8 protein-coding genes and 1 tRNA gene are annotated in these 13,223 nt (G+C 67.8%); 4 read left to right on the plus strand and 5 right to left on the minus strand.

Features of this window, described 5'->3' with window-relative positions; translation table 11 throughout:
* The first annotated feature begins 255 nt into the window (after positions 1–255).
* Positions 256–1,983, plus strand: coding sequence for an asparagine synthase B (asnB, locus tag ACGHX3_RS05770; RefSeq protein ID WP_394696707.1), 1,728 nt, complete (start codon positions 256–258; stop codon positions 1,981–1,983).
* Complete coding sequence (locus ACGHX3_RS05775) at positions 1,980–2,348, plus strand: nuclear transport factor 2 family protein (RefSeq protein WP_394696708.1); 369 nt, start codon at positions 1,980–1,982, stop codon at positions 2,346–2,348. Before asnB ends, ACGHX3_RS05775 begins: the two co-directional genes overlap by 4 nt.
* Here ACGHX3_RS05775 and ACGHX3_RS05780 read toward each other — a convergent pair.
* Positions 2,336–4,747, minus strand: coding sequence for a penicillin acylase family protein (locus ACGHX3_RS05780; protein WP_394696709.1), 2,412 nt, complete (start codon positions 4,745–4,747; stop codon positions 2,336–2,338). The genes ACGHX3_RS05775 and ACGHX3_RS05780 overlap by 13 nt on opposite strands.
* Before the next feature lie 162 nt (positions 4,748–4,909).
* On the opposite strand from ACGHX3_RS05780, the gene bfr reads away from it, so the two are divergent.
* A complete protein-coding gene (gene bfr, locus ACGHX3_RS05785) occupies positions 4,910–5,395 on the plus strand; it encodes a bacterioferritin (protein ID WP_394696710.1) in 486 nt (161 codons plus the stop codon).
* Positions 5,396–5,477: 82 nt separating this feature from the next.
* On the opposite strand, the gene ACGHX3_RS05790 is transcribed toward bfr, so the two are convergent.
* From ACGHX3_RS05790 to ACGHX3_RS05805, 4 genes are all read right to left on the minus strand, one after another.
* Complete coding sequence (locus tag ACGHX3_RS05790; protein ID WP_162337626.1) at positions 5,478–6,134, minus strand: thiopurine S-methyltransferase; 657 nt, start codon at positions 6,132–6,134, stop codon at positions 5,478–5,480.
* 159 nt (positions 6,135–6,293) lie between these two features.
* On the minus strand, positions 6,294–8,537 hold the full coding sequence (parC, locus tag ACGHX3_RS05795; protein WP_394696711.1) for a DNA topoisomerase IV subunit A: 2,244 nt from the start codon (positions 8,535–8,537) through the stop codon (positions 6,294–6,296).
* A 56-nt stretch (positions 8,538–8,593) separates the two neighbouring features.
* Positions 8,594–10,411 carry an SLC13 family permease gene (locus ACGHX3_RS05800; protein ID WP_162337628.1) on the minus strand — a complete coding sequence of 606 codons (1,818 nt, stop codon included), beginning with the start codon at positions 10,409–10,411 and terminating at the stop codon, positions 8,594–8,596.
* 134 nt (positions 10,412–10,545) lie between these two features.
* Positions 10,546–10,630: transfer RNA gene (locus tag ACGHX3_RS05805), tRNA-Leu, on the minus strand.
* 230 nt (positions 10,631–10,860) lie between these two features.
* Here ACGHX3_RS05805 and rnr point away from each other — a divergent pair.
* Positions 10,861–13,188: a ribonuclease R gene (rnr, locus tag ACGHX3_RS05810; RefSeq protein ID WP_394697247.1), complete on the plus strand. Its 2,328-nt coding sequence runs from the start codon at positions 10,861–10,863 to the stop codon at positions 13,186–13,188.
* The last annotated feature ends 35 nt before the right edge of the window (positions 13,189–13,223 follow it).

A 13,223-nucleotide genomic window follows, 5' to 3' on the forward strand; every position in this document is an offset into this window, starting at 1 on the left:
AATGTAGAGGGTGGTTGCAGACGCAACCTTTGCAGGGCTTGCCAAGCCCTGGCCTGAGCGGTTACGTTCGCGCCATGCCCCGCCGCACCGCCATCAACAACAACCGCAATAACCTGCGCCCGAACAATCGGACGCGGGCGATGCGGCTCTGCGACTAGGCAACGAAAGACCTGCCGGATACCAGAAACCCGCATCGCGAGATGCGGGTTTTTTCGTTCCGGGCGCCCGCCATCGAACCCCACCAGGAGTGTTTCCATGTGTTCCATCTTCGGCATCTTCGGGCTGCAGCCCGGTGACGACATCCAGGCGCTGCGACGTCAGTCGCTGGAGCTTTCGCAGAAGCAGCGCCACCGCGGGCCCGACTGGAGCGGCGTGTACCACGACGACGGCGCCATCCTCGTGCACGAGCGCCTGGCCATCGTCGATCCGGCCGGCGGTTCCCAGCCGCTGCGTTCGGCCGACGGCGAACTGGTGCTGGCGGTCAACGGCGAGATCTACAACCACCGCGAGCTGAAGGCGGAACTGGCGCAGGACTACGCGTTCCAGACCGGATCGGACTGCGAGGTCATCAACGCGCTGTACCGCGAGGATGAACCTGCTTCCTTCCTCAACCGCCTCAACGGCATCTTCGCGTTCGCGCTGTGGGACAAGGCGAAGGGACGTGCGCTGATCGCGCGCGATCCCATCGGCGTGTGTCCGTTGTACTGGGGCCATGATCGCGAAGGCCGCCTGTGCGTGGCGTCGGAGATGAAGGCACTGGCGCCGATCTGTGCGGACGTGGCGCAGTTCCCACCCGGGCATTACTACGAGTTCACGACGGATGCTGAGGATGGCGGGCCAAGGCCCGCCCTACGGAAGTACTACGACACGGCGTGGCGCGACTATGCGGCGGTGGAAGGTGTGCAACTGGCGAAGGACGAACTGCGCGAGGCGTTCGAACGCGCGGTGCACCGCCAGCTGATGACCGACGTGCCTTACGGCGTACTCCTGTCCGGGGGACTGGATTCGTCGTTGGTCGCGGCGGTTGCGGCGCGCTACGCGCGTCACCGCATCGAGGACAACGACACGACCGAAGCCTGGTGGCCGCGCCTGCATTCGTTCGCCATCGGCCTGGAAGGCTCGCCCGACCTGGCGGCGGCCGAAGTCGCGGCCAAGGCATTGGGCACGGTGCACCATGGTTTCACGTACACCTTCCAGGAAGGGCTCGATGCCATTCCCGAGGTGATCCGCCACATCGAGACCTACGACGTCACCACCATCCGCGCGTCCACGCCGATGTACCTGCTGGCGCGCCGCATCAAGGCGATGGGCGTGAAGATGGTGCTGTCGGGCGAGGGCAGTGACGAGATCTTCGGCGGCTATCTGTACTTCCACAAGGCGCCCAACGCGCGCGAGTTCCATGAGGAACTGGTACGCAAGCTGGACGCGCTGCACAACTACGACTGCCTGCGCGCGAACAAGTCGATGATGGCGTGGGGCGTGGAGCCGCGCGTGCCGTTCCTCGACGTCGAGTTCCTCGACGTGGCGATGAAGATGGATGCCCTGCACAAGATGATCGACAAGGGCAGCGCCGGTGCGCAGCGCATGGAGAAGGGCGTGTTGCGCGAGGCGTTTGACGGTTACCTGCCGGAATCGATCCTGTGGCGGCAGAAGGAGCAGTTCAGCGATGGCGTCGGCTACGGCTGGATCGACGGGCTGAAGGCGCATGCGGAAGCGCAGGTCAGCGACCGCGAACTCGCGGCCGCCGACAAGCGCTTCCCGGTGAATCCGCCGCTGACCAAGGAGGCGTATTTCTACCGCACGCTGTTCGAGCAGCACTATCCGGGCCAGGCCTGCGCGGAGACGGTACCAGGCGGCAAGTCGATCGCGTGCTCGTCGCCTGCGGCGATCGCGTGGGATGCCAGTTTCGCGAAGATGGCCGATCCGTCCGGTCGCGCCGTCGCTGGCGTGCACACGTCCGCCTTGCAGGCGTCATCGACATGAAACCCTCGGAGCTCGTCCGGGAGTGGGTCCGCCGTTTCAACGCGGCGGACATCGATGGGCTGGCGGCGCTGTATGCGGAGGACGCGGTCAACCACCAGGTGGTGACCGAGCCGCTGCACGGGCGCGAGGCGATCGCGGCGATGTTCCGCACCGAGTTCGGCCGCGCCACGATGGTGTGCATCGTGGAGAACCTGTTCGAGGACGGCGAGTGGGCCATCCTCGAATGGCGCGATCCGCTCGGCCTGCGCGGCTGCGGTTTCTTCCACGTGCGCGAGGGGCGGATCGTGTTCCAGCGCGGCTACTTCGACCAGCTCAGCTTCTTCCGGCAGCAGGGGCTGCCGGTGCCGTCGCATTACTTCGGCTGAGTGTTGGCCGGCCGCAGCGTCAGCGTGTGCACCGCGGCGCCAGGCAGGAACGGCGTCGGCCGCCCGTGAACCCAGTCATCGTGACCCGCGCCCCAGAACGGCGACATCGGGTGGCCGCTCTGGCCGCCCGGCATGTGGATGATGCCGTCGGCTTCGTGACCCGGTGAGACCACCATGCGTTCCGACGCACCGAACGACGGACCCTGCACACGCGGCATGGCGCCGTCGCCGCCGAGCGGTTCGCCCGGCATGCACAGCGTCGGCTTGAGGAAGGCAGGCAGGGCGTTGGCCAGCGGGTGGCAGATCTTCGCGGTGTTGCGCTCGCCCCAGCGGCGCTCGGCCAACGGACCTTGTCCGGCGAGGTCGTCGCGCACTTCCTTGGCGGCGTCTTCCAGCAGCGCGTCCCACGTCGTGTAACGGCGCGACAGCAGGTGCGGCGGGCGCTGTTCCAGCAGCGGCCACACGGCGCCTTCCAACTGCGGCAGGTCGGGCATGACGAAGTCGTCGCCCAGCGCCGCCTGCGCGGGTGCGGTCAGGCCATCGGCGATGCGCGCATGCACCGCCAGGCGCCACGCGCGCACCAGCCGGTAGCTCACCGAATCGACGCTGGCCGTGCCTTCCCAGGTCTTGCCGGCATCGGCGAGCGCCTTCACCGACGAATCCGCCGGCATCCGCTTCGCTTCGTCCTGCAGCAACTGCCACCAGCGCTCGAGAAACAAGGCGCGGTCGTCGAGCTGGATCGCCAGCAGGTCCTTCTCGGTGAATCGCTCCTTCGCCAGCAGGCCGTCGCGGATCTGCTTTGCACGTGCACCCAGCGCGTAGCCGCCGTCACCCACGCGGTCGAGCGCAGCGCCATCCAGTACGCGCGCGTTCGCCGTCCACAGGCGGTGGCTGGTCTGCGAGGTCAGTACCGGCGACAGCTGGCTGGAAATGACCCAGGGCCGGCAACTGCCGGGCAGCTGGGGCGCTACGTCGTCTGCGGGCGCTGCCGGTGCGAGTTCCAGCGTATGCGGGCACGACGCCGCGCGCGACGGCAGCGGGCCGAGGATGCGCCAGGCGATGCGGCCGTTGTGGTCGGCGATCACCAGGTTTTGCGCTGGGGTCGCGGTGCGCTGCGCTACCGACAGCGCGGCCGACAGGTCGCCTGCCGCGGCGAAATCCGCCAGTCCGAAGTTCAGTGAGCCCGGCTGGTGCGCGACCCAGCGCAAGGCCAGCGCCGGCTGCTTGCCCTTCGCGGCATGGAGGATCGGCCCGTAGCGCGTTTCCGGCACGTCCAGCGTCACCGGCTCGCCACCAGCGACCTCGATCGTTTCGGCATGGTGTTCGACCGCGTCGCAGGTCTCCGCCGCATCGTCCTTCCCGCAGGGTTTCACCGGGTACCAGTCCGCGGTGTCCGCGTAGCTGTTGGTGAAGCCCCACGCCACGTGCCCGTTGCTGCCCACGATGACCGCCGGCAGGCCGGGCAGGCTGAAGCCGGAGACATCGACCTTGCCGCCCGGCGCGCGCGGATCCGGATAGCGCAGGCGCACGCGGAACCAGATGTTCGGCGCGCGCAGCCCCAGGTGCATGTCGTCGGCGACGATGGCACGGCCGTCCGCCGTCAGCGCACCGGCCACGGCCCAGTTGTTGCTGCCGGGCGTGCCCTTGTCGGCGAGGCGCTGGTGCGTGCCGGCTTCCGGCATCGGCAACATACGCAGGTCGACCTGGTCGGCGGTCGGCAACGGCGCATTGCCGCGCGGCTCGCCCTGCAGCGGCGCATCCCACTCGGTGCCGTCGTGGGCCAGCAGGGCATACAGTGCGGGCGGCAGCTGGCGACGGATCTTCCACAGGCCGAGCTCGCGCACGTTGTCTGCGTCCTGCAGGTCGAAGTACATGGCATAGCCGGCCAGCGCCGAGTCGGCCACTTCCCACTTGCGCGGCGACTGGCGCAGCAGCAGGTACGGCCAGGGGCGGGACTTCAATGCCCCCAGGCCATCGTTGACGCCGTCCGCATAGGCCTGCAGCTGCGGCATGCGGTCGCCGGCGAAGCCCTCCAGCGATGCATCGACGCGTGCGCGCATGCGGTGCATGCGGCGTCCCTTGTCCATGTCCACCGCAATCGGGCCGAACAGGCCGGACAGCTCGCCGGCGGAACTGCGCCGCATCAGGTCCATTTCGAAGTAGCGCTCCTGCGCATGCACGAAACCGAGCGCGCGCATGGCATCGGTTTCACTGGCGGCGTCGATGGTCACCACGCCCAGGGCATCGCGCTGGAGGGAGACGGGTGCCGACAGCCCGGGTAGTGCCTGTTCGCCATCGAGGCGCGCCAGGCTGCTCCGCATCGACCACCACGCCACCAGCAACGCCACGGCCACCAGGGCCAACAGCAGCAGCGCGATGCGCCGGGTCCACTTCAGCATTGCAGGGTCCTTGCGGGGAATGGCGGGGCGGGGTGGCCGGATTATTCCACGGAAGCCACGACCGGCACTGCCGCGCCGCAGCGACGAACGAGACTGATTCCGATTCGGTCATCGTCCGGAAGGATGGGGCATCATGCGCGCCTCGCCCCCGGAGCCGCCCCCATGAAAGGCCACCCCGACGTCGTCGATTACCTCAACTTCCTGCTGCGCGGCGAACTGGCCGCACGCGACCAGTACTTCATCCATTCGCGCCGCTACGAGGACCAGGGGCTGAAGGCGCTGTTTCATCGCCTCGACCACGAGATGCAGGAAGAGACCGAGCACGCGGACGCGCTGCTTCGCCGCATCCTGTTCCTGGAGGGCGACCCGGACATGCGTCCGGAACCGTTCGTGCCCGGCAAGACGGTGGAAGCGATGCTGCAGCGCGACCTTGAGGTCGAGTACGCCGTGCGTGCGCACCTGGCCAAGGGCGTGGCGCTGTGCGAGCAGCACGGCGACTATGTCAGCCGCGAGATCCTGCTGACCCAGCTCAAGGACACCGAGGAAGACCACGCGCACTGGCTGGAACAGCAACTGGGCCTGATCAAGCGCCTGGGCATCGAGCTGTACCTGACCTCCAAGCTCGACGGCGAACCCGCCGCCGAATAACCGCTTCCCGTAGAGCCGAGCTTGCTCGGCTTTGCGCGATAGTGATGCCGCTCGGATGAAAAGCAGCGGAGCAAGCTCCGCGCTACGAACGACGGAGGCGGTAGACCGCCGTCTCCAGCGCGCTCAGCCCTTCCTCGCGGAAGCGCGGCTCCTGGTCGAGGATGTCGCGCCGCTCCAGCAGCGTGTGCCGCCACGGCGCCGCGAACAGCGCTTCCACTTCGGATTGCGTCACCGAGAACGGCGGCCCGGCCTTCTCTTCCTGCGGATACTCGACGGTGATCAGCAGCCCCTGGCAGCCGGCCGGCAGCGCGGCGTAGACCGTATCGCGGTAACGCAGGCGCAGCTCCGGCGGCAAGGCGATCAGCGCCGCGCGGTCGTAAACGCCGGCGACGTCCGCCAGCAGCGCGGGATCCAATCCGAATGCGTCACCGAGAATGATCTCGATGGGGCCGGCGCTGAAGTGCTCGCCGTAGTGACTGGTCGTCCGGACCGGTTCCAACCCCGCCTCTTCGAAGAACTGGGTCACCGCCAACGGCGACAGCTCCACGCCCAGCACGTCGTGTCCCTGCGCCGCCAGCCAGTGCATGTCCAGCGACTTGCCGCACAGCGGCACCAGCACGCGCGAACCCTCCGGCAGCTGCAGCGACGGCCAGTGCTTCTGCAACAGCGGCATCACGTCGTGGCGGTGGAAGCCGATCTGGCCTTCCTGCCACTTCTGCAACCAGAAATCGGCGTCCATCGTGCAGCCCTCACGGTAGATACATGGAAGCGAACTTGCCGGCCCGCTGCAGGAGGGGCTTCAGCCCCGACCGCCTTGAGGCGTGAAGCGTCGGGGCTGAAGCCCCTCCTACACCAGCGATGCTGTTACGGACGCGCCGCAGCGCGCCCGGCTGATGAACTACTGGACATCCAGTCCATCGACTTTCTGCCAACCTCTGGGCAACAACCCACCCCGCGTCGCCCGCGCACCCACATACTCGTCCAGGTCCTTGAACGACAGGCTCATCGTGCGCTGGCCGCTCTTGACCAGCAGCGTCGCGCCCGGCGACACCGCGGCGATCGCGACCACGCGCTCGGTGCCCAGCTTGGCCTTCGGGATCTCGATGATCTTGTTGCCTTTGCCCTTGTCCAGTTCCGGCAGTTCGCTGACCGGGAAGGCGAGCAGGTGGCCGGCACTGGTGACGGCGACGATGCGGTCGGTCCCGGTATTCGGCACCTGCGCGGGCTGCAGCACGTTAGCGCCCACGGTCAGGTTGAGCATCGCCTTGCCGGCCTTCTGCCGGCCGGTCAGATTTTCGAAGCGGGTGACGAAGCCATAGCCATGCGACGACGCCAGCACGAAGCGGGCGTCGTTGTCGCCGGTGGCCAGCGCCTGGAACGAGGCGCCCGCGGCCGGCGAGAAGCGTCCGGTCAGCGGCTCGCCGTTGCCGCGCGCGGACGGCAGCGTGTGCACGGCGGTGGAATAGCTGCGGCCTTCCGAATCGAGGAACGCGACCTGCTGGGTGCTGCGCGAGCGCACCGCGCCGAGCAGGCCGTCGCCATCGCGGTACGACAGCGTGGACGCATCCACGTCATGGCCCTTCGCCGCACGGATCCAGCCCTTCTCCGACAGCACCACCGTCATCGGCTCACTGGCGACCAGTTCGGTCTCGTCCAGCGCCTGCGCGGCGTCGCGTTGCACCAGCGGCGACAGGCGGGCGTCGCCGAACTTCTTCGCGTCGGCGGTCAGTTCGTCCTTGATCAGCTTCTTCAGCTTGGGCTTCGACTCGAGGATGCCGGCGATCTTCTCGCGCTCGGCCCGCAGCTCGTCCTGCTCGCCGCGGATCTTCATTTCCTCCAGGCGGGCGAGCTGTTTCAGCTTGGTCTCGAGGATGTAGTCCGCCTGTTCCTCGCTCAGCGCGAAGCGCGCGATCAGCGCGGTCTTCGGCTCGTCCTCGGTGCGGATGATGCGGATGACTTCATCCAGGTTGAGGAACGCGACCAGCAAGCCTTCCAACAGGTGCAGGCGACGCTCGACCTTGTCCAGCCGGTGCTTGAGGCGGCGGGTGACGGTGTCGCTGCGGAACGCCAGCCACTCGGTCAGGAACATCTTCAGGTTCTTGACCTGCGGACGCCCGTCCAGCCCGATGATGTTGAGGTTGACCCGGTAGCTCTTCTCCAGGTCGGTGGTGGCGAACAGGTGGCCCATCAGCTGTTCGGCGTCCACGCGGTTCGAGCGCGGGATCAGCACCACGCGTACCGGATTGGCGTGGTCGGACTCATCGCGGATGTCCTCCAGCCACGGCAGCTTCTTGGCGCGCATCTGCGCGGCGATCTGCTCGATCACCTTCGACGGCGATACCTGGTAGGGCAGGGCGTCGATGACGATGTTGGCGTTGTCCTTGCGCCAGACGGCGCGCGCGCGGACGCTGCCGGTGCCGTTCTCGTACATCGCGCGCAGGTCGGAGGCGGCGGTGATGATCTCCGCCCTGGTCGGATAGTCCGGGCCGCGCACGTGTTCGCACAGGTCGGCGACGGTCGCGTCGGGATCGTCGATCAGGCGAATGCAGGCGCTGACGATCTCGTTGAGGTTGTGCGGCGGCACGTCGGTCGCCATGCCGACGGCGATGCCGGTGGTGCCGTTGAGCAGCAGGTGCGGCAGGCGTGCCGGCAGCCAGGTCGGCTCCTCCAGTGTGCCATCGAAGTTCGGCGTCCAGTCCACCGTGCCCTGGCCGAGTTCGCCCAGCAGCACTTCGGCGATGGGGGTGAGCTTGGACTCGGTGTAGCGCATCGCGGCGAACGACTTCGGGTCGTCCGGTGAACCGAAGTTGCCCTGGCCCTCGATCAGCGGATACCGGTACGAGAACGGCTGCGCCATCAGCACGAGCGCTTCGTAGCAGGCGCTGTCGCCGTGCGGGTGGTACTTGCCGATGACGTCGCCGACGGTGCGGGCGGACTTCTTCGGCTTGGCGCCGGCGCTCAGGCCCAGCTCGCTCATCGAGTACACGATGCGCCGCTGCACCGGCTTCAGGCCGTCGCCGATGAAGGGCAGGGCGCGGTCCAGCACCACGTACATCGAATAGTCGAGGTAGGCGCGCTCGGCGTATTCGCGCAGCGGGATCTGTTCGAAACCGTGGAAGGTCGGGCGGATCGTTTCGGTCATTGCGGGCGTGCGGTCTGCGGGTCGGAAAACCCGGCCATTCTACCCGCCGCCCCGTCTCAGCCGCCGATACCCGGCCACAGCGGACCGTCCAGCCACAGCCAGCGTGCCAGCCAGGCCGTGGTGAGGGCGATGGCCGCCGTCAGCGGGATGCCCACGCGCAGGAAGTCGCCGAAGGTGTAGCGCCCCGGGTTGAGGATCAGCAGGTTGCCGTGGTGGCCGATCGGGGTCAGGAACGAGGCCACCGCGCCCATCGCGGTACAGACCACGAACGGCACCGGGTTCAGGTCCAGGCCGTTGGCCAGCGCCAGCGCAATCGGGGCGAGCAGCACGGTCGTGGCGGCGTCGGACAGGATCTGCGTCAGCAGGGCTGCCGTGCCGAACATCACCAGCAGCAGCACCAGCGGCGACCAATGCGCTGCGTGGTTCAGCAGGAGGTCGGCGACCACGGCCGCGGTGCCGGTCTTCTCCATCGCGATGCCCAGCGGAATCACGCCGCCGATCATCACGAAGATGCGGACGTCGATTTCCTGGTAGGCCCGTTCGATGTCGACGCAGCGGGTCAGCACCATCGCCACCGCGCCGGCGAGGAAGGCGATATGCGGCGCCAGCGTTTCGGTCGCGGCGGCCGCTACCGCCGCCACCATGATCGCGAGCGCGACCGGCGCGCGACGGCGCGGCTTCTTCTGCCCGCCGAACGGCACCAGCATCAGGAAGCCGTGATGGGCGGCCAACGGCTCGAAGTTCTGCTGCTGGCCCCACAGCACCAGCAGGTCGCCTTCCTGCAGCACCATCTCCGACAGTTCACCGTGCAACCAGCCTTCGCGCCGCCACAGGCCCACGACGACCACGCCGAGGTTCCGCAGGAAATCGATGTCGGCCACGCTGCGTCCGATGAACTCGGAATGCGGCGCGACGACGGCCTGCACCAGCTGTTCCTCGCCCAGCGCCTCGCTCTTGCCTTCCTCGCGTTTCTCGCCGTACTTGGCCACCGCGTGCAACGCCAGGCCGGGTTCGTCGCGGATCGAGGCGATCTCGTCAGGCGACGCGCGTACCAGCAGTACGTCACCGGCGGCCAACACGCTGTCCGAACGCTGGTTGCGGCGGCGCATGCCGTGGCGCAGCCAGTCCACCACCTGCAGCCGGTCGTCGAAGGTTTTCGCGAAATCGCCGCGCGGTTTGCCGATCCACGGCGAATCCTCTTCCACCAGCAGCTCGGTGTAGTAGCGGTCCAGCTTCAGGTAGTCTCCCTGCGGCGACTCGCCCTCGCGCTTGGGCACCAGCCAGCGCCCCAGCAGCATGTAGACGGTGCCGAGCAGCACCAGCGCGATGCCGATGGGCGTGATGGCGAAGATGTCGAGCGCCGGCAGGCCGGCACGCTTGATCAGGTCGTTCGACAGCAGGAAGGCCGGCGCGCTGAACAGCGTCAGCGTGGTACCCAGCGACGCGGCCAACGACATCGGCATCAGAAGGCGGGAGGCGGCCAGCTTCTGCTCGCGCGCGATGCGCATCAGGATCGGCAGCATCATCGCGGTGACCATGACGTGGTGCGAGAACGCCGCGAGCGCCGCGGTCGCGGGCATTACCACGGCGATCGTGCGCCACTCGCTGCCGCCGGCCGCGCGGCCGATGCCCGCGCCGATGCGTTCGGTGATGCCGGTCGCCGACAGGCCGGCGGACAGCACGAACACCGCGGCGACGATGATCGCCGGCTCGCTGGCGAAGCCCGAGAGCGCTTCCTTCGGGTTGAGAATCCCGGTCAGGGACAGCGCCAGCAGGGCCAGCAGGGCGACCAGGTCGACACGCAGCTTCTCGCTGACGAACAGACCCAGGGTGATCGCCAGGATGGCGAGGAACAGGATCTGCTGGAACTCCATGTACGCCCCCTGGCGACAAATCGTGGTGCTTGTGCCGCCAGCCTAGCGCGGGCCGGCGTGAGGACACGTGATCCGGCATCCGTGCGACGCCGGAAACGAAAAACCCCCGCTTTCGCGAGGGTCTTCGTTATGCGTGGTGCCCAGGAGAGGACTCGAACCTCCACGGTTTTACCCGCTAGTACCTGAAACTAGTGCGTCTACCAATTCCGCCACCTGGGCAGGTAAGCGAGGCGCGCATTTTGAGGATCGGACGGGGGAATGTCAACGGTTCGTTCGCATGAGGTTGTTCAGGCGAGGTGTACCATCCCGTCATGACCAAGAAACCAACGAAAAGCGGCGGCAAGACGCCCGCCGGGAAAGGAAGCAAGCCAGGCGGCACCGCCGCCTCGCGCACCGCCGGCAAGTCCGGCAAGTCCGGCAAGCCGGCCAAGAAGAGCCTGCCACCGTGGATGCCTGACGTCGCTGCGCGCACGCCGTCCCGTCCGTCGGCGGGCAACGCGCCCTCCCGGCGACCGGCCACCGGACACACGCCACGCGCGGCCGGCGGATTCGTCGATCCGCACGCGCAGCGCGAGGCCCAGCGCTACGAACAGCCCATCGCCAGCCGCGAGGCCATCCTGGGGTTCCTCGAGGCGGCGGACGGTCCGCAGACGGCCGAGGAAATCGCAGGCCCGCTGGGGCTGGAGGCGCCCGACCGCTTCGACGCGCTGTCCAAGCGGCTGGGCGCGATGGTGCGCGACGGGCAACTGGTGCAGAACCGCCGCGGCGGTTTCGCCCCGGTCCAGCACACCGCATTGATCGCCGGCACGGTGATCGCCAATCCCGACGGCTTCGGCTTCCTGCGGCCGGACACGGGCGGTGGCGACGACCTGTTCCTGCCGCCGTATGAAATGCGCAAGGTCATGCACGGCGACCGCGCGCTGGCCAACGTCACCGGCATCGACCGCCGCGGCCGCCGCGAAGGCAGCATCGCGCGCGTGCTGGAGCGCGGCGTCACCCGCCTGATCGGACGCTTCGGCTTCGAGGTCGGTATCGCCTACGTGGCACCGGACGACAAGCGCATCCAGCGCAATGTGCAGATCCCGCAGGACGCCACCGGCGGCGCGCGCGACGGTCAGCTCGTCGTGGTCGAACTGACCCAGGCGCCCGACGCGCGCCGTCCGCCCATCGGCAAGGTCATCGCCGTGCTCGGCGACAGTCTCACGCCGTCGCTGGTGGTCGAGGCTGCCATCCACGGCCACAACCTGCCGCACGAGTTCCCGCAGGAGGTGCTGGACGAAGCCACCGCGGTGCCGCTCGTGGTCGAGCCCGCGATGATCGGCGACCGCGTCGACCTGCGCTCCACGCCGCTGGTGACCATCGACGGCGAGGACGCGAAGGACTTCGACGATGCGGTCTACTGCGAGCCGACGCGCGACGGTTTCCGCCTGGTCGTCGCGATCGCCGACGTGTCGCATTACGTCCGTCCCGGCACGCCGCTGGACGACGAGGCGCAGAAGCGGGCGACCTCGGTCTACTTCCCCGGCTACGTGGTGCCGATGCTGCCGGAGACGCTGTCCAACGGCATCTGCTCGCTGAATCCGAAAGTCGACCGCATGACCTTCGTCTGCGACATGCAGGTCAACCGCGACGGCGAGGTCACCAGCTCGAAGTTCTACGAAGCGGTGATGAATTCGCATGCGCGCCTGACCTACACGCAGGTGTGGAAGGCGGTCGGCGAAAACGACGAGGAGGTCCGAGCGCAGATCGCGCCCGTGCTGCCGCACGTCGAGCGCCTGTACCAGCTCTATCACGTGCTGGCCAAGGCGCGCACCCAGCGTGGCGCCATCGAGTTCGAGAGTTCCGAGGTGCGCTTCGTCCTCGACAACCGCGGTGAGGTCACGCAGGCCGGCATGCTGGTGCGCAACGAGGCCCACAAGCTGATCGAGGAGTGCATGATCGCCGCGAATGTCCAGGCAGCGAAGTACCTGCTCGCCGCGCACATTCCGGCGCCGTACCGCATCCACGACAAGCCGCCGGAAACCAAGTACATGGACCTGCTGGAATTCCTGAAGGAGTTCAAGCTCTCCATGCCGTCGTGGGGCAAGGTGCAGCCCAAGGACTTCACCAACCTGCTGAAGAAGGTGCGCGAGCGTCCCGATGCGGCGCTGCTGGAGTCGGTGCTGTTGCGCAGCCAGAGCCTGGCCGTGTATGCGCCCGAGAACGTCGGCCACTTCGGCCTGGCACTGGAGGCGTACGCGCACTTCACCTCGCCGATCCGACGCTATCCCGACCTGCTGGTGCACCGTGCGATCAAGCACGGGTTGAGCAGGAAGAATCCGGATGCGTTCCAGTATTCGCCGCGCGACATGGCCGCGCTGGCGCTGCAGTGCTCCGAACGCGAGCGCCGCGCCGACGAGGCCGAGCGCGAAGTCGACGAGCGCTTCCGCGCCGCGTGGATGGAAAAGCATGTCGGTGGCCAGTTCGACGGCGTCATCAGCGGCGTGACCAGCTTCGGCCTGTTTGTCGAGCTGGACCAGTCCAAGGTCAACGGCCTGGTCCACGTGACCCAACTGCCGCACGACTATTACCACTTCGACCCGGTACGCAAGACGCTGGCGGGTGAGCGCCGCGGCCTGTCGTACCGCCTCGGCGACCGCGTGCGCATCATCGTGCTGAAGGCAAGTCTGGAGGAGCGCAAGATCGATTTCCGCCTGGTCGAGGACAAGACCGATACGGGGGTGCCGCCGCCTCCGCCGCGCGGCCAGCCGGCCAAGCGGACGAAGAAGAAGTATTGAACAACCACGCCGTCGTCCCAGCGCAGGCTGGGACC

The organism is Pseudoxanthomonas japonensis, from assembly GCF_043632995.1.
Classification (GTDB): domain Bacteria; phylum Pseudomonadota; class Gammaproteobacteria; order Xanthomonadales; family Xanthomonadaceae; genus Pseudoxanthomonas_A; species Pseudoxanthomonas_A japonensis.

Coding starts and splice junctions, on each gene's coding strand:
- asnB (WP_394696707.1), top strand. CDS start 256: ATGTGTTCCATCTTCGGCATCTTCGGGCTGCAGCCCGGTGACGACATC.
- ACGHX3_RS05775 (WP_394696708.1), top strand. CDS start 1,980: ATGAAACCCTCGGAGCTCGTCCGGGAGTGGGTCCGCCGTTTCAACGCG.
- ACGHX3_RS05780 (WP_394696709.1), bottom strand. CDS start 4,747: ATGCTGAAGTGGACCCGGCGCATCGCGCTGCTGCTGTTGGCCCTGGTG.
- bfr (WP_394696710.1), top strand. CDS start 4,910: ATGAAAGGCCACCCCGACGTCGTCGATTACCTCAACTTCCTGCTGCGC.
- ACGHX3_RS05790 (WP_162337626.1), bottom strand. CDS start 6,134: ATGGACGCCGATTTCTGGTTGCAGAAGTGGCAGGAAGGCCAGATCGGC.
- parC (WP_394696711.1), bottom strand. CDS start 8,537: ATGACCGAAACGATCCGCCCGACCTTCCACGGTTTCGAACAGATCCCG.
- ACGHX3_RS05800 (WP_162337628.1), bottom strand. CDS start 10,411: ATGGAGTTCCAGCAGATCCTGTTCCTCGCCATCCTGGCGATCACCCTG.
- rnr (WP_394697247.1), top strand. CDS start 10,861: ATGCCTGACGTCGCTGCGCGCACGCCGTCCCGTCCGTCGGCGGGCAAC.